Here is a 17420-nt window from a genome sequence, read left to right as displayed (position 1 = left end):
TTTGGGATTTTTTAAGTCACTTCAAAAACTCAGCGATGACTTCATTCTCTCTGGGTATAGGGAAGAAGATGTCAGTATTGGGCGAAATAAATACCCTGCTTCCCTCTCTAATCACCACAATAGGAGCGATTTTGCTCTTGTCTCTTAAAATTTGATTGACCACTTGATTGATCCCCATACCGCTTTGCCTCATCAATTGCATTAAAAGATAATCCCCAAAGAAATTAGTCACCTCTTCTTTATTGCCTCTGTTGTTTAAAGCCGAAGTGATCCCAATCAATAGGCCGTTAGTGAGCGTAGAAAGCAGTAACGGCACGCCATAGCGCTGGAAATTCCTTTCAATCAATTCCCCCACCAAGCCGTTATAGCCTTTAATGTCCGCCCCTTTAGCGTTAGTGAGCATGATATTAATCCCATGGGGAGTGATGATGCGGCTCCATACAATATCCAAGCGGTATTCGCCCATTTTGTTATTGTTGCTGTAATAGCCTATGACTTTAGAGCCTTTGGGGATTAAAACAGCTTTGCCCATGTGAGCGAAAATATCGCTTTCCACTTGCGCAATCACTTTACCAGCGATCTGGCTAGAAATGGGCGTGATCAAAAAAGCGGGTATCATTTTGTCAGCCGTAATGGTGCGTAAAAGCTTGTTTTCATTAGTAGCGATGTCTTTTTCTTTAAGGTTAGTGAAACCATCAATGCCCTTAGGGTTATCCACAGGGAAAATCAGGTTTTCTTCGTAATTTTTAGGGCTTTGTTTGAAAGGGGTGATGCGAGCGGCTAATAAATCTAATTGCTTTGGAGAAAAATCTTTTTTAGGGGGGGTTGTATTTGTTTTTAAATCCATGGGAGGGCTAGTAAAAGTTTCCTCTTTGGAATGGTTCATTTCTTTGGAGTTTAGGGCTTTTAAAGCGGCTTTGAGCTGTTCTTGTAAGGCTTTGATGGTAGCGTCTTTGGAGCTTTCTGTGTTAGTTGGCTGTGGGTTTTGAGTGAAGGTGTAGTCTTGTAAGGGGTATTTCACCTCATCGTCATTCAAAAGGCTAGGTTGGTTATTTAAGGGGGCTTTTGGCTTTTGATGATAGACTAAAGAAATTGTTGTAATCGTTGCAAAACCCCCTGCAACAATCAACGCTCCCTTAAGCCACTTATTCACCTTTGCTCCTTTTGATAAAACGGATGCACAGATAGTCCTTACCCAGCCTTAAAGTCCATTTAGCCGAAACGTCTTCAGCGATAATGTAATCGCCCACAATCCTTGTATTCACCGGGTTATCATAGCCATCAACGACCTTATAAATCACCGGAAATTTAGAGAGCGCTAATCTTTTGTCAAATTTGAAATAAGTGAATTGCTTGTCGTTAAAGATTTCTTCAGGCATTAAGGAGAGTTTGGATTTTTTAGAACAAGCCCATAAACAATACCATTTCCTTTGAGAGCTTTTTAAAGCCTTATAGCCTTTTTGGATGTCTTTTTTAATAATTTTCATCGCGTTGGTGTTATCGCCAATAATTATCACCTCTTCTTTTTCTTTAGTTTCTTCTTTTTCTTCTTTTAAGGGTTCTTCTTTTAAGGGCTTGTTGTCGTTTGTGGGGGCGTTTTCAAGGGCATTTTCTTTATTTTCTTTTTGGGGCTTCAAAAAAGCGTTAGAATAATAATTTTTATCTTCTATGAAAACCTGCAAATTAGGGTGTTTGGAGCTGGTGAAAGTGGTAGAAAACACATAGAAAGAAAAAATCTTGCCCTCACTATCTATCACGCTGATATTAGAATCCACGCCAATTTGTAGGGGTTTGATGAGTAAAATGCGATCGTTGCTTTCTAAGATTTTCGCGTCAAAGCCCACCTTATCCCCCAAAACAAAATCGCTAATGGGTTTTGAAAAGAACAATAAGGTCGCCATCGCATAACGCAAGCGGATTTTATAGGTTTGCCCTTGAAAGTAATCAATGTTCAAAGTGTTGGACATTTTTGAGCGGTTTTTATCAAAAAAGCTCCCTTGAATGGCGTTTAAATCCTGCATGGGGTGGTTTAAATGCGCCGGGGCTGTTTCGTTCGCTTCTTCTAAAAAATCATCGGCTTTTAAAACGCTAAAAGCCAATAAAAAGCCCATGAGGGCATATAAAACCTTACGCATCAATCGCCCCTGTTAGTCGGCGCGATTTCAGTGATGCTGTAGCGAGTGATTTTAAAGCCGGTAGGGTTTTTAGGCATGGAAGCGTAATCAAAATCCGGGGTGTCAAACAAATAACTCAATACGATTTTATAACGCTTTTCATACACCAGCTTGTTTTCGTTCGTTAGTTTAGCTGCAATGGATACGCTCGCAATGGGGTTATTGTCTTGCTGATAGATCGCAATATTGACGATATGGACTTCTCTTTCTAAATGGCTTTGCGCATAAATGCTGTTTTGGGTTTTAATCAAATCTTCAAAGCGTTGCCACACTTTAGAACTGCTTTGCAAGCGCACCAATTCATAGCGCGATTTATCGTCAATGCGGTTAATGCTCTCTCGGTTTAACACATACGCCCCAATGAGCGAACGAGCCAACGCTTCATTACTAGAAATGCTTTTATCCGCTCTTTGGATAATGGCGTAATGCTTGTCCTGGTTTAAAAAATCCACGAAATGGTGTTCGGTTTTTTGTAAGGGTAGAAGACTGATTAACACGATCGCTAAAATAAGAGCGATAAAACTCATCAAGCCTAAGAGCTTATAAGCGATTTTCAAGCGGTTTCTCTCTAATCTAAATACGCTTTGCATGTCCAAATCATTCACCGAAAAACCAGAAAGCTTGTTTTCTAAATGCTTTTCTTGGTGGCTTAAAAGCTCTTCTAAATAGATCAACTGCTCGCTATTGAAAGGCTTTTCTTTCATGCGAGATTTAACCTGTTTTCATACAAGGTGCAAGGGCTTTTTTTCATCTCATGCACCTTACTGGTGCAACCAAAAAATACAAGTCCCATAATAACAAAAAAAATTCTCATTAAATTCCTATTTATTTAAATTTCATTTTTTGTATTTATTGTATCCTTTTTAACCTTTTTTTGCTTGAAATTTGGGATTTTTACATCTAATTGAGTGGTTTCTACCTTAAAAGTGGGGGAATGCGTTTCTTTTTCTTTAGAAACGCTTTGACTTGCAGAAGAGGAAATATGAGAAGGAGCGGGCGAGGTTGTGGTATATTGTAAAGATTGCAAAGCGCTTTGAGTGAGGTTAGTGCTCAAATTGGTGGCGAGTTTGTAAGTTTCTTTAAGGCTGTTTTGCACCCTAAACAAAGCGTTGATGAAAAAAGGCACGCCTATGATAAAAACGCAACACAAAAATAACGCTACCACCAATAAAAGGCTTAAGTCTTGTTTTTCTTGCATATGAGCGTCTATTAACGCCTTAGTAACCGACACATTCAAAAACCCCACCAACAACAAAAAAGGCTTGTAAAACCCAAGAGCGAAGCATTTTTTTAGGCATATAATTACAACGCTCCTCCAGGTTTTAAAAAACCCAAACGCTAAAAACAGCGCCCCTAAAGAGCACCACACATGCACTTCTAAATACACTAAAATGATGATCGCAAACAGCACGCTCAAAAAAAGCGCTTGCAAAATGCTTAAAAAAAGCCACACAGACATTTCATTATGGCTCAAATCGCTGATGAAACTAAGGGCATAAAAACCATGATTGAAGATAAAATCTAAAGAAAGCGCGTGGTTAGAAAAGTTACTCAAGCTTTGAGAGAGGCTTTGAGTGATCATGTTAGGCACAATAAAAATAGCGTTTTGAAACAATTCATAAAAGCGCGAAGGGTTTTTTAAAGCGTAGTTAAACAGCGCAAAAAACCCCACAAATAATAACGTCTCTAAAAGCGTGCTAGTGCTGAAAAAATTCTGTTCTTTCAAGCTCCTATAAGCAAAGAGCATGAACGCCAAAGCGACCACGCTATTAAACACCAATTGCGCATGCAAAGTGTAGAGGAAAAATTCAGCGAAACGCCCTAAAATCGCCGTGAGAGGCGTGATAAACCAAGAAAGAATAATCTCATAAGCGTCATTTTTCATCAATACTTCAACGGACTTTAATGTAAAATTCAAAGCCTTTACGCCAAACTAATAATTCAATTTTAGGTGCGCTTAACGCTTCTCTTAAAGCCTTCGGGTTGAACGAAACGCTTTTATGATTCACCCATAAAATCCTATCCCCAAGCTTTAAAAAATCTAGGCCTTTGGGCAAATGAGTGCCTATTTTAGTGATGATAAAACGCCTATCTAAAGCGATGCCATAGCGCTCTAAAAAAGTGTCTTTGAGTAAAAACCCCCCATAACGCTTATTGACTTTGAGCATTACTTCTTTGATTTTATGGTTTCGTTTGATTCTCACTTTGGCAAGGCTTTGGTATTTAAGATTGCTCACCACCCATTCAAACTCCGCTAACGAATAGATCTTGTAATCATTGATCGCTAGGATTTCATCGTTTTTTAAAAAAGGGTTTTTAGGGAAAAAGGGATCAAATTGCGCTACCACTAAACGCTTATGATGTTCTTCTAAACGCACCCCAATATCCCCATAATAAGGCTCTTTTTGGTTTAAAAAGCGTTTGATGAATTTCGTTTCTATAAAACCATTCCCCCCTACCCCTAGCCCTAGCATTTGATAGCAAATATTGCTGATAACGCCATTTTTTTGAGTCTTTTGCGAAATTTGAGCGTAGCGGTCATAGCCTTTTTGCTTGAAAAGCAACCGCGCTTCTAGGGCTTGATTCTCCCCTATACTAGCCATTGGTCTTATCAGGGCGTCTTTGTCTAAATCCCTTAAGGTATAAACATACTCGCTTGGCACGCCTTGCAACAAATACAGCCCTACAAAAGGATCGGATTTGATGACTTTGGCGTGTTTAGGGTAGGTTTTGGAATAATACAAATACACGCCTTTAGGCAATTCCTTTAAAGCCACGCCCCCATTTTTAAGGCTCGCTTTTTTAAAAAAAACCTGACAATGCTTGAAATCATAAGCCCCTAAACCATTCAAAAAACCCAACAGAGCGATAAAAACGATAAGGGCTTTATAAAGCATCACAACTTGGCAAAATTCCCCAGCATGTTAAAGGCTAAATTCTTTCGGTTTTCTTCTACGGCTTTATACCCGTCATTCAAAGCGCTCATCAAATAGATTTGCATCGCTTCTTTATCTTCCAACAGGCTGTCATCAATTTGCAAATCCACTAATTCCCCCAACCCATTAAAACTCACGCTCACCATTCCCCCACCGCTTTTGGAGGTGTGGATCGTGTCTTTATTCTTTTCTTCTAGTTGGGAAAACTCTTTTTTCATGCCGTCTAACAACCCGCTTAACCCGCCCAATTGACTAAAGTCCATCTCTAAACCTCTTATTTTTCTAAAATTTCGTTTTTTTCATCCACTAGCACGATGTTTGGCTTGTGCGTATTGATTTCATCTTCATTCATGCTCGCATAAGCTAAAATGATCACCACATCGCCTATGGCCACCTTTCTGGCTGCTGCACCATTGACGCAAATTTCGCCCTTTTTTTTCCCTAAAATCACATAGGTGCTGAAGCGTTCGCCGTTATTGACATCCACGATTTCTACTTTCATGCCCTCTCTGAGCTTAGCGAGCTTGGCTAAATCCTCATCTATGGTGATCGAGCCTGCATAATTGAGATTAGCGTCTGTGATAGTCGCCCTATGGATTTTACTATAAAGCATTTCAAAAGTCATTTTCTTTCACCTTTTGCGCGCGCTTGATTTCTTTTAGAACCAATTGGTTTTTTTCTAGCAAGCAAGCGATCTTACAAGGTTTTTTAAACGATTGTAAGAGCAGTATATCGCTTAATTGGGTTTTGATTTCATTATGAATGATTTTTTTAATTTCTCTCGCTCCTAAAGTCGTTTGGTAGCTTTTTTGCGCGATGAATTTCACAACTTCTTTATGGAATTTTAAGGCTATGTCTTGCTCTAGCGCTAGGGCTTTTAATTTGTCTAATTCCACAGAAACAATGCGTTCAAAATCCTCCAAACTGAGCGCGTTAAACGGCACGATCGCATCAATCCTAGATCGTAATTCAGGGGTCAAAAGCTCTTTAACGGCTCTATCATACTTGGTGTTTTTAGCACTAAAAAACCCTAGCGTGTCCTTATCCTTACTCCCCACATTTGAAGTCATAATCAAAATCACATGCTTAAAACTCGCCTGATTGCCTAAATTATCGCTCAAAGTGGCGTTATCCATCACTTGCAACAACAAATCATACACATTAGAATGGGCTTTTTCTATTTCATCTAAAAGCAACAAACAATGCGGGTGTTTTTTAATCGCATTCACCAACAGCCCCCCTTGCTCAAACCCCACATAACCGCTAGGACTCCCGATGAGCTTTGCCACGCTATGGGCTTCTTTGTATTCGCTCATGTCAAAGCGTTCAAAATGCAAATTCAAATTCAAGGCCAATTCTTTAGCCAATTCTGTTTTCCCCACCCCACTAGGTCCCACGAATAAAAAGCTCCCCACAGGCTTATTTTTAGAAGAAAGCCCGCAATGCTGGATTTTAATCGCATTGCTGACGAGACTGATCGCTTCGGTTTGGGCAAAAATCTTATTTTTAAGCGATTTTTCCAAGTTCCTTAAAAGGGCTTTTTTATCGCTGCTCAAACGCATTTTAGGGATTTTAAGCTTGAGAGCGAGCGTTTCTTTCACGTCATCAACGCCGATTTTTTTGCCCTTTTTAGGGTTGATTTTTTTCCTCGATCCCACCTCATCTAATAATTCAATCGCTTTATCCGGCAAGAATTTATCATGCATGTAATCACTCGTTAAATCCACGCATGCCTTAAACACGCTCTCATCATAACGCACCTGGTGGTGTTCTTCATAAAGGGGAGCGATCTTTTTTAAAATCAAGTAACACGCTTCTTTGGAAGGCTCTTCAACTTTTATGACTGAAAAACGCCTATTAAAAGCCTTGTCTTTTTCAAACACGCTGCGGTATTCTTCAAAAGTGGTCGCTCCTAAACATTTCAAACCCCCATCCGTTAAAACCGGCTTTAATATATTCGCCGCATCCAAGCTCCCAGCGTTACTGCTCCCTGCGCCTAAAAGGGTGTGGATTTCATCAATGAATAAAATGATACGGCCGTTTTGTTGGATCTCTTTAAGCGTTTTTTTCAAGCGTTTTTCAAAATCCCCTCTGTATTTTGCCCCAGCCACCATTAAAGCCAAATCCAAAGAATAAACTTCATATTCTTGCAAAAACTCCGGCACTTCTTTTTGAGCGATTTTTAAAGCCAAAGCTTCAGCGATGGAGGTTTTTCCTACGCCCGCTTCGCCAATTAAAAGCGGGTTATTCTTTTTCCTGCGCCCTAAAATTTCTATCACTCTTAAAATCTCTTCTTCTCTGCCAATGACTGGATCTAAAGCGTTGTCTTGGGCTAAAGCGCTCAAATTTTTAGCGTATTTTTTTAGGGGAGTGCTTTTGGGCGCTTCTTCATTATTAATGTCATTACCATTAATATCATTAGGGTTATCAAAATCCAATAAAGCGGACTTGAAATACGAACGAGTGATGCCAAAACTATCCAGGAGTTTTGAAGCGTAACAATCATCGTATTCTAAAATGAAAATAAGCAATTCTTCCACGCCAACGCTATCCAAGTAACTCGCATACATTTTTTTAAACACTCTTGCTAATACGGGACTCCTGTCTGGTATTTTGGCTGGATCGTTTTTTAAAGGAATGTATTGTTGCAAGTAATCTTTAAGGATTTGCTCCATTTTATGGTAGTTATCTTCTTCTAAAGTATTAAAAATCCTTATTCCAATCCCATGCTCTAAAATGGCTAACAGCACATGCTCTGTGGTGCAAAGGACATGGTTAAAATCTAGGGCTAAATCTAAAGCATGAGATAAAACTTCATTCAAATCTTTATTGAATTTGTCCATTATTTTACCTCTTGCACCATTAATCTTAAAGGGAATTTTAACGCTCTGGCTTTGTCCCTCACGCATACCGCCTTATATATGGCGATTTCATAAGGATAAACGCCACAAACCCCATCGCCATCACGATGGATGCTTAGCATGAGTTTTTGAGCTTCTTCTAAAGGCTTGTCAAAAAAATCCCTTAAAGCAGAAACCATAAATTCCGCTGTCGTAATGGAGTCATTAAGCATGATCACTTGCGACATGGTGGGGGTGGGTATGTTATACATTTTCATGCCGCTTATCCATGCTACTTGGCGATCACAACAGGGATACTGGATTGTTCAACAAGGCTATTTTGGTGCGAAATGAACAAACGATACAACAAATTAGACTCGCTCGCCCCAATCAATAACAAATCATAATCCTTAGCCATTTCTAAAACCACATCAATCAAATCACCGCTTTTTAGAACGCTCTCACACTCTATATTTTCTTTTTTGAAAGCGTCTTCAAATTGCTTTAACAAAGCCTTAGCTTTTTCTTCCTCTAAAGCTTCTGTCTGGCCATAATCCATCATCCCGCTTTCGCTATAAATAAACACTTCCATGCTCACATGCAACAAGGTGAAACGGACCTCTTTAAGCGAATGGGCTAATTTGACAGCGAATTTAATAGCGTTATAACATTCTTGCGTGTCGCTAATCCCAAATAAAATATTCATAAGAACCAACCTTAAATGAAGTTTTGGTATTATACCAAATAAACCCTAATGACCCGCTGAAAGCTCAAAGATAAAGCGTTACAATCTCGCTTAGAAAAAGGACACAAAATGTTATTGAATTACGATTTTTTAGAATTGGTTGATGAACCACATGATAGAAACACTTCTTTGACAGCATCTATTGATAAGGCGTTAGCGGACAAGAAACTAGCTAGACAAAATAAACCTAGAGTGAGGATAAAAGGGGGCTTATCTTTAAGAGCGACATTAGATGCGTTTGGTGAGGAACTCTCACGACTTAAAAGCGAACAAAACACGACTATTAAAGCTACTAGACTTGGAGGTATTGTCAATAAAATCAAAAGCGGACTACCTTTTGGGACTATCTCGGCGTTTAGAGTTTTTAAACCTTATTTTGAAGCTACATTCACTAATGACCAACAAGCCTTGTTAAAAAAAGCTTATAGTAGTGGATTAAGACCTAATGAAAAAGACAAAATATCAAAGCTTTATTTAGCTCAAATGAAAGAGAATAAGACTAAATTTAGAGAGGCAACTGATGACATTGACCCCACAAAATCTATTAAAGTTAAGGAGTTCTTTAAACCGACAGGTAAAGTTATCCCCCAATATAAGATTTTAGTTAAAGGAATTTATGAGACATTGAGTAGGAAGTTAGGTAAAGACTATGTTGATAAGTTCATAAACAGCAATGCGACAATGAGAGACTTTATGTCTAGCGATAAATTTGTCAAAAAATACCGCTTCACTCAAAAAGACAATATTAAAAGGACACAAGAGCTAAAATCTCTATTAGACCAAAAGAGACACTTTTTAGGTTATCTACAAGTAACAGGTTATTGGAAAGATAGGTTAGATGACCCATTATTACCAAGCAAAGAAGTTAGTTTCTTTGTGTTTCAAAACGAACCTAGTAACTCATTTGACTTGAAAGACCAATTATTAGATTTGGCGAAGTATTTCAATCAAGAGGCGATTTGTTATTGCGACAACGCCGAGACTGGAAAAGTAGATTTAGTATTAGCGACAGAAAAGGATTTTGGTAAAGTGGATTGGACTTTTACAGGCATCACATTCTCTGCTCCTAATGAATTGCCACAATCTCTCACAAGATTACAAGACAAAGTCTATACTTTCTTTAAAAAAGAAGACAAAGACAATTATGGTGTGTATTTTAAAAACATCGTTAAGACACAAATAAAAGCGATAAGACTACCTAGAGATACAGAGGGGTTAGGAGTTATGGACTTTGTTAAATCTAGTATTATAGCAAGACAGAATAGTTCTAGGGCTAATGGGTATCAACAATCATTCTCTATTGATGAGATAGAGGATTGGGAACGAAAAGGTATTTTTGACAGAGAAAAACTAAAATGTCTCACAAGCAAAAGCTTTAGACAGAGCTATAACCACAATATTAAAATCCGCAAGGTTGCCAACGCTATGCGACAAGGTAAAAAAGTGAGTAGGACATTGATTGCTAAAGTGCTTGCTAACACCATAGACACCGATGCAGGGTATTGCTTTATTTCAGATTTAGCGACACAACTTGGTAACATCAGCCCTAGACTATCTAAAAGCATCGTAACAGCCATAGAGCAAGCAGAGGGAATTAGACTAACTTATGCGTTAATTGACAAGGTTACCTATAACTCGCTCCACAATATCTTAAGTTTCGTTTTTGATATTGATAACCCTTTAAATGACCAAGCGTTTGAGGAATTAGTGGTTGAAGTCCCAAGAGAAGCGCTAAAGAATGTGAAGTTACCACAAATCAAAAATGTATTGACTTCTCAAATCTTTGAGGGCGCTTATCAGTTTAAAAGTTAAACCATGCTCTTTATCAGCGCGACTAACACCAATGCCGGAAAAACCACATGCGCTAGGCTATTAGCCCAATATTGCAACGCTTGTGGCGTTAAAACGATCTTGTTAAAACCCATTGAAACAGGCGTTAATGATGCAACCAACCACTTTAGCGACGCGCATTTGTTCTTGCAAGATAACCGCCTTTTGGATCGCTCTTTAACCTTAAAAGACATCTCATTCTATCGTTATCATAAAGCTTCAGCCCCCCTCATCGCCCAACAAGAAGAAGATCCAAACGCCCCCATTGACACGGACAATTTGACCCAACGCCTCCAAAATTTCACCAAAACTTATGATTTAGTCATCGTTGAAGGGGCTGGGGGGCTATGCGTGCCTATCACTTTAGAAGAAAACATGCTAAATTTTGCCCTGAAATTAAAAGCCAAAACGCTTTTGATTAGCCATGACAATTTGGGCTTAATCAATGATTGTTTGCTGAATGACTTTTTATTGAAATCCCACCAACTAGATTATAAAATCGCTATCAATTTAAAAGGAAACAACACCGCTTTTCACAGCATCAGTTTGCCCTATATTGAGCTTTTTAATACACGCTCCAATAACCCCATTGTGATTTTCCAACAAAGCCTGAAAGAATTAATGAGCTTTGCTCTTAAATAAAGTGCAAACAGAACGCGCGCTGATAAAAAAGCCCACTAGTAGCAAGGCGTATAAAATCCAGCTAAAAATGGGTTTTGAAATGTCAGCACTCTCTTTTAAGGGCTTTAGAAAAATCACATTAGGGAACATGTTAAACAAATTGATCCGCCAGCCATAGTATTGCACTTCCACTTGCTGGTTGACTAAACTTTGAGCGAGAGCTGAAATATCAGCCGAATTAAACTTAAAATAAAAAGGGAAGCCAAAGCGCGTGTCTTCGTTACGATAAACGGTCACGCTTTTTTGATCTTTAGGGTCGTAAGTTTGCACAAAATAGACATCTCTAGCAAGGGTTTTTACTTCCTTATTGTTGGGCGTGTTTTCATTTTCATTCATTCTTTTGACTTCCACCCCGCTAATGACAGCCACGCTATAATGGGGCATGCAATAGCTCACCAAAAGCATGAGCGCTAAAAAGATCGCTGTTAAAATGAATAAAACCACATTACGCACAAATTTTATCAATTTCATTCCTTATGATAGTATTAGCCTAATAATCGCATCAAACACCAGAGCTTAAAAAACGCTCTTTCACATGTTTTCAATCATCACGCTAGCGAATTCAGAGCATTTGACTTCTTTAGCCCCATCCATCAAACGAGCGAAATCATAAGTTACTTTCTTGCTCTTAATCGCTTTTTCCATAGCAGAGACGATCAAATCAGCCGCTTCCACCCAGCCCATATGCCTTAACATCATTTCCGCGCTCAAAATAATAGACCCCGGATTGACTTTATCCAGCCCAGCGTATTTAGGAGCGGTGCCATGGGTGGCTTCAAACATGCCCACTGTGTCATTGAGATTAGCCCCAGGAGCGATACCAATGCCCCCCACCATCGCCGCTAACGCATCAGAGATATAATCCCCGTTCAAATTCATGGTCGCAATGACGCTGTATTCGCTAGGGCGTAATAAGATTTGTTGCAAAAACGCGTCAGCGATCATGTCTTTAATGATGATTTCTTTACCGGTTTTAGGGTTTTTCAAAGAACACCATGGGCCTTTATCAATGACTTGAGCGTTAAATTCTTTTTGAGCGAGCGCATAGCCCCATTTCATGAACGCCCCTTCGGTGTATTTCATGATATTGCCTTTATGCACAAAAGTTACGCTTGGCTTGTCGTTATCAATAGCGTATTCAATCGCCTTTCTCACTAGCCTCTCTGTGCCTTCCTTACTAATGGGTTTTATCCCTACGCCGCTGCTTTCAGGGAAGCGGATTTTTTTAACCTTTAATTCATTTTGTAAAAAATGGATGAGTTTTTTCGCTTCCGCACTGCCTTCTTGCCATTCAATGCCCGCATAAATGTCTTCAGAATTTTCTCTAAAAATCACCATATCCACTTTTTGTGGTTCTTTCACCGGGCTAGGACTCCCATACCACCGAACCGGTCTCAAGCACACATACAAATCCATTTTTTGGCGTAACGCCACATTCAAAGATCTAAACCCCTCACCAATCGGCGTGGTTAAAGGCCCTTTAATAGAGACTTTATAATGGTTGATCGCTTCAATAGTGTCCGGTAAGAGCCATTGCTCTTCAGGGCTTAATTCTTTATGATCTTTAAATTGTTGATAGCATTTTTCGCCCACAAACACTTCATACCATGCGATTTTTTTCTCGCCCTTATACGCTTTTTGAACCGCACTATCCACGACTTTAATCATCGCAGGGGTAATATCCGATCCAATGCCATCGCCCTCAATGAAAGGGATAATGGGGTAATTTGGCACATGCAATTTGTTGTCTTTAATCGTAATTTCTTCGCCCTCTTTAGGCTTTTGTAAAATTTTAGGGTTGTAAGCCATCTCTCAATCCTTTTTATAAAATTTGAGTAACTATACTAGCGCAAAAATACTATATAACCCCTAAAAATCTTTTTTTTGAATGCGTGTTTAAAAGTAGCGGTTGGAAATAACTTGAAAAAACGGAATGTTTTTAAAAAGAAATCATTTAATTTTTTGGCTTATAATGGAGTGCTATCATTCTGAAAACTTAAGGAAGTCAAATGTCTGTTACTTTAATCAATAATGAAAATAATGAACGCTATGAATTTGAAACGATTGAAAGCACTCGTGGGCCTAAAGCGGTGGATTTTTCCAAGCTTTTTGAAACGACCGGGTTTTTTTCTTACGATCCAGGGTATTCTTCTACCGCTGGGTGCCAATCTAAGATCAGCTATGTCAATGGCAAAAAAGGCGAATTGTATTACAGAGGGCATAGAATAGAAGATTTAGTCGCCAAATACAAATATGTAGATGTGTGCAAATTGCTCCTCACAGGGGAATTGCCCAAAAATCAAGATGAAAGCCTAGAGTTTGAATTGGAACTACGCCACAGAAGCTTTGTGCATGAGAGCTTGTTGAACATGTTTTCAGCTTTCCCTAGTAACGCCCACCCTATGGCGAAACTCTCTAGCGGGGTGTCTATTTTATCCACCCTTTATTCCACGCACCAAAACATGCACACTGAAGAAGATTACCAGACGATGGCCAGAAGGATTGTCGCTAAAATCCCCACGCTTGCGGCTATTTGCTATCGTAATGAAGTGGGAGCACCCATTATTTATCCGGATATCGCGCGCTCTTATGTGGAAAATATCCTTTTCATGCTGAGAGGGTATCCTTATAGCCGTTTAAAACACACCACTCAAGGCGAGGTGGAAATCACGCCCCTAGAAGTGGAAGCCTTTGATAAAATCCTAACCCTACACGCTGATCACAGCCAAAACGCCTCTTCTACCACAGTAAGGAATGTCGCTAGCACCGGCGTGCATCCTTATGCCGCTATTAGTGCTGGCATTAGCGCTTTATGGGGGCATTTGCATGGCGGGGCGAATGAAAAAGTGCTTATCCAATTAGAAGAAATCGGCGATGTGAAAAACGTGGATAAATACATCGCGCGAGTGAAAGACAAAAACGATAATTTCAAACTCATGGGCTTTGGGCATAGGGTGTATAAAAGCTACGATCCGCGCGCTAAAATCTTAAAAGGCTTGAAAGACGAACTGCATAAAAAAGGCGTTAAAATGGACGAGAGGTTGAGCGAAATCGCTGCGAAAGTGGAAGAAATCGCGCTAAAAGACGAGTATTTCATTGAAAGGAATCTCTACCCTAATGTGGATTTTTACTCCGGCACCATTTTAAGGGCTTTAAAAATCCCGGTGCGTTTTTTCACGCCGGTGTTTGTCATTGGCAGAACCGTGGGCTGGTGCGCTCAACTATTAGAGCATGTCAAAAGCCCGCAAGCTAGGATCACGCGCCCAAGACAAGTCTATGTAGGGGATTAGGCTTTGTCCTAATTTTTGCCCTAACAGAGCGTTGGTTAAGCTTTAAGAAACGAATCAAAGCCTTGTTTAAAAGAATAAGCGTCTCGCGCCAAGTGAGCGGTAATTTTTAAATAACCGCATGCAAACGCCCCAAAACTCAAGGATAACCCCGCTTTTACAAGCAAACCCTTGAGTTTTTGAGGAAAATGATTGCAAAACCTTTCTATCTCCTTAAGAAAATCCTTTTTACAACAAATCTAAAGCAACCAAACAATCAAAGTTAAACCCCCCTTTTTATAGCTACCCCCATTCAAACAACCTCATTTCTTTTAAAACCGCTTTATTACAAACAAATCTCAAACAACCAAACGATCAAAGTTAAAAACCCCTTTTTTGTAACTACCCCTATTAAACAACCTCATTTCTTTTAAAATGACCTTTATTGGTTTAATATTTGTTTAGAAACGCTACAAAAACCTTTTTTTTTTTTTTGAAAGGGCAAAAACGCCTAATTAATATCAAAATCGCATTAATTTATACTATATTAACGAAAGCTTGCGGTATGGTCTTACTTTAAGACACACTTCCGCAAGGTTTACGGACAAGATCAATCTTATTTTAATAAAGTAAAGGAGAAAACATGAAGAAAAAATTTCTGTCATTAACCTTAGGTTCGCTTTTAGTTTCCACTTTAAGCGCTGAAGACAACGGCTTTTTTGTGAGCGCGGGCTATCAAATCGGTGAATCCTCTCAAATGGTGAAAAACACTAAAGGCATTCAAGATCTTTCAGATAGTTATGAAAGATTGAACCATCTTTTAACGAGTTACAGCACCCTAAACACTCTCATCAGGCAGTCCGCCGATCCGAACGCTATCAATAACGCAAGGACTAATTTGAATGCGAGCGCGAAGAATTTAATCAATGATAAAACCAACTCCCCGGCGTATCAAGCGGTGCTTTTAGCACTCAATGCTGAGCGGGGTTGTGGCAAGTCATGAGCTATGCGATCAGCGTTTGTGGCCCTGGCTCTGACAAAAATAAAAATGGGGGCGTCCAAACCTTTGAAAATGTGCCGTCAAATGGAGGGACTACCATTACTTGCGATTCATTTTATGAACCAGGACCATGGAGCGGTATATCCACTGAAAATTACGCGAAAATCAATAAAGCCTATCAAATCATCCAAAAGGCTTTTGGAGCAAGCGGGCAAGATATTCCTGCTTTAAGCGACACTAAAGAACTTAATTTTGAAATTAAAGGGAAGAAAAATGATAGCGTCCAGCCAGGAGAAAGATGGAAATTCCCATGGACTAATGGATTTGTTTCAGTCAAGTGGGTGAATGGGGAGTATAAAGAAATTAAAGAAGACATCAAAGTGTCAAATAACGCTCAAGAGCTTTTAAAACAGGCTAGCACCATTATAACTACCCTTAATAGCGCATGCCCATGGATCAATAATGGTGGTGCAGGTGGTGCGAGTAGTGGTAGTTTATGGGAAGGAATATATTTGAAAGGCGATGGGAGCGCTTGCGGGATTTTTAAAAATGAAATCAGCGCGATTCAAGACATGATCAAAAACGCTGCAATAGCCGTAGAGCAATCCAAGATCGTTGCTGCAAACGCGCAAAACCAGCGCAACCTAGACACTGGGAAGACATTCAACCCCTATAAAGACGCCAACTTCGCCCAAAGCATGTTTGCTAACGCTAAAGCGCAAGCAGAGATTTTAAACCGCGCCCAAGCAGTGGTGAAAGACTTTGAAAGAATCCCTGAAGCCTTTGTAAAAGACTCTTTAGGGGTGTGCCATGAAAAGGGTAGCGATGGCAATCTCCGTGGCACGCCATCTGGCACGGTTACTTCTAACACTTGGGGAGCCGGTTGCGCGTATGTGGGAGAGACCGTAACGAATTTAAAAGACAGCATCGCTCATTTTGGCGACCAAGCGGAGCGAATCCATAACGCGCGCAACCTCGCCTACACTTTAGCGAACTTCAGCGGCCAGTATCAAAAGCTAGGCGAACACTATGACAGCATCACAGCAGCGCTCTCAAGCTTGCCTGACGCTCAATCTTTACAAAATGTGGTGAGCAAAAAGACTAACCCTAACAGCCCACAAGGCATACAGGATAACTACTACATTGACTCCAACATCCATTCTCAAGTGCAATCTAGGAGTCAAGAACTCGGCAGTAACCCTTTCAGACGCACCGGTTTAATCGCTGCTTCTACCACCAATAACGGCGCGATGAATGGGATTGGCTTTCAAGTGGGCTATAAGCAATTCTTTGGGAAAAACAAACGATGGGGCGCAAGATACTACGGCTTTGTGGATTACAACCACACCTATAATAAATCCCAATTTTTCAACTCCGATTCTGATGTTTGGACTTATGGCGTAGGGAGCGATTTGTTAGTGAATTTCATCAACGATAAAGCCACTAAACACAATAAAATTTCTTTTGGCGCGTTTGGCGGTATCCAACTAGCAGGGACTTCATGGCTTAATTCTCAATTCGTGAATTTGGCGAATGTGAATAACTACTATAAGGCTAAAATCAACACCTCCAATTTCCAATTCTTATTCAATCTGGGTTTAAGAACCAACCTCGCCAGGAATAAGAGAAGAGGTGCTGAACATAGCGCGCAACATGGCATGGAATTAGGCGTGAAGATCCCCACGATCAACACGAATTACTATTCTTTGCTAGGCACTACCTTGCAATACAGAAGGCTTTATAGCGTGTATCTCAACTATGTGTTTGCTTACTAAAAGCTTAAAACTCCCTTTTTAAGGGATCCTCTCTTTTTTAGGGGGTTTAATCTTTTTTCGCTGACTTCCCACTCGCTTTTTAACTTTTCATAAAGCTTTTATTTTTCTAAACTTTTTTAATTTTTTCCACCAAATAAAGTTTTTTGACTTCAAGCGTTAATCACAAAAAATAC

At 39.7% G+C, this 17420-nt stretch carries 16 protein-coding genes and 1 pseudogene; 4 read left to right on the top strand and 13 right to left on the bottom strand.

Translation table 11 applies throughout. From position 1 onward, the window contains the following. Positions 1-16 precede the first annotated feature (16 nt). The 11 genes from J5F42_RS01900 to J5F42_RS01850 are packed head-to-tail and all read right to left on the bottom strand — an operon-like array spanning position 17 to position 8656. On the bottom strand, positions 17-1153 hold the full coding sequence (locus J5F42_RS01900; protein ID WP_283491455.1) for a DNA type IV secretion system protein ComB10: 1137 nt from the start codon (positions 1151-1153) through the stop codon (positions 17-19). Further along, a complete protein-coding gene (locus J5F42_RS01895) occupies positions 1146-2135 on the bottom strand; it encodes a TrbG/VirB9 family P-type conjugative transfer protein (protein WP_097699075.1) in 990 nt (329 codons plus the stop codon). The genes J5F42_RS01900 and J5F42_RS01895 overlap by 8 nt, the downstream gene beginning before the upstream one ends. Then, positions 2135-2878, bottom strand: coding sequence for a VirB8 family type IV secretion system protein (locus J5F42_RS01890; protein WP_097699076.1), 744 nt, complete (start codon positions 2876-2878; stop codon positions 2135-2137). The genes J5F42_RS01895 and J5F42_RS01890 overlap by 1 nt, the downstream gene beginning before the upstream one ends. After that, on the bottom strand, positions 2875-2988 hold the full coding sequence (locus tag J5F42_RS01885) for a hypothetical protein (RefSeq protein ID WP_001217873.1): 114 nt from the start codon (positions 2986-2988) through the stop codon (positions 2875-2877). The genes J5F42_RS01890 and J5F42_RS01885 overlap by 4 nt, the downstream gene beginning before the upstream one ends. Positions 2989-3003: 15 nt before the next feature. After that, complete coding sequence (locus tag J5F42_RS01880) at positions 3004-4059, bottom strand: type IV secretion system protein (protein ID WP_283491597.1); 1056 nt, start codon at positions 4057-4059, stop codon at positions 3004-3006. Between the two features lie 7 nt (positions 4060-4066). After that, complete coding sequence (locus J5F42_RS01875; RefSeq protein WP_283491596.1) at positions 4067-5071, bottom strand: PDZ domain-containing protein; 1005 nt, start codon at positions 5069-5071, stop codon at positions 4067-4069. Next, entirely contained in the window at positions 5071-5373 is a 303-nt protein-coding gene (locus J5F42_RS01870; protein ID WP_000347926.1) for a YbaB/EbfC family nucleoid-associated protein, read from the bottom strand. Before J5F42_RS01870 ends, J5F42_RS01875 begins: the two co-directional genes overlap by 1 nt. 11 nt (positions 5374-5384) lie before the next feature. Next, on the bottom strand, positions 5385-5735 hold the full coding sequence (panD, locus tag J5F42_RS01865; RefSeq protein WP_283491454.1) for an aspartate 1-decarboxylase: 351 nt from the start codon (positions 5733-5735) through the stop codon (positions 5385-5387). Then, positions 5725-7953: an AAA family ATPase gene (locus tag J5F42_RS01860; protein ID WP_097699080.1), complete on the bottom strand. Its 2229-nt coding sequence runs from the start codon at positions 7951-7953 to the stop codon at positions 5725-5727. Before J5F42_RS01860 ends, panD begins: the two co-directional genes overlap by 11 nt. Next, positions 7953-8228 (bottom strand): ATP-dependent Clp protease adaptor ClpS, encoded by a 276-nt coding sequence (locus J5F42_RS01855; RefSeq protein WP_078245951.1) that lies wholly within the window; start codon positions 8226-8228, stop codon positions 7953-7955. Before J5F42_RS01855 ends, J5F42_RS01860 begins: the two co-directional genes overlap by 1 nt. Before the next feature lie 14 nt (positions 8229-8242). Further along, positions 8243-8656, bottom strand: a complete 414-nt coding sequence (locus tag J5F42_RS01850; RefSeq protein ID WP_001023008.1) for a universal stress protein — start codon at positions 8654-8656, stop codon at positions 8243-8245. A gap of 108 nt (positions 8657-8764) precedes the next feature. Between J5F42_RS01850 and J5F42_RS01845 the strand changes: the two genes are divergently transcribed. Both J5F42_RS01845 and bioD read left to right on the top strand, forming a co-directional pair. Beyond that, a complete protein-coding gene (locus tag J5F42_RS01845; RefSeq protein WP_283491453.1) occupies positions 8765-10507 on the top strand; it encodes a hypothetical protein in 1743 nt (580 codons plus the stop codon). Positions 10508-10510: 3 nt separating this feature from the next. Next, entirely contained in the window at positions 10511-11167 is a 657-nt protein-coding gene (gene bioD / locus J5F42_RS01840) for a dethiobiotin synthase (protein ID WP_283491452.1), read from the top strand. Here the strand turns inward: bioD and J5F42_RS01835 are convergent. Together J5F42_RS01835 and icd are read right to left on the bottom strand one after the other, a co-directional pair. Continuing rightward, positions 11144-11671, bottom strand: a complete 528-nt coding sequence (locus tag J5F42_RS01835) for a DUF1523 family protein (RefSeq protein ID WP_163497930.1) — start codon at positions 11669-11671, stop codon at positions 11144-11146. The two genes, bioD and J5F42_RS01835, sit on opposite strands and share 24 nt — an antisense overlap. Positions 11672-11737: 66 nt before the next feature. Further along, positions 11738-13015, bottom strand: coding sequence for an isocitrate dehydrogenase (NADP(+)) (gene icd, locus J5F42_RS01830; protein ID WP_164531607.1), 1278 nt, complete (start codon positions 13013-13015; stop codon positions 11738-11740). A 200-nt stretch (positions 13016-13215) separates the two neighbouring features. On the opposite strand from icd, the gene J5F42_RS01825 reads away from it, so the two are divergent. Together J5F42_RS01825 and labA are read left to right on the top strand one after the other, a co-directional pair. Further along, positions 13216-14496, top strand: coding sequence for a citrate synthase (locus J5F42_RS01825; RefSeq protein ID WP_283491451.1), 1281 nt, complete (start codon positions 13216-13218; stop codon positions 14494-14496). A gap of 619 nt (positions 14497-15115) precedes the next feature. Continuing rightward, positions 15116-17247 (top strand): annotated as a pseudogene (gene labA, locus J5F42_RS01820) (Hop family adhesin LabA). Positions 17248-17420 lie beyond the last annotated feature (173 nt).

The sequence above is a fragment of the Helicobacter pylori genome (genome assembly GCF_030062585.1).
Taxonomy (GTDB): domain Bacteria; phylum Campylobacterota; class Campylobacteria; order Campylobacterales; family Helicobacteraceae; genus Helicobacter; species Helicobacter pylori_CN.
The sequence above is the reverse complement of the archived record's forward strand: the minus strand, read 5'-3'. Positions and strand labels throughout refer to the sequence as shown.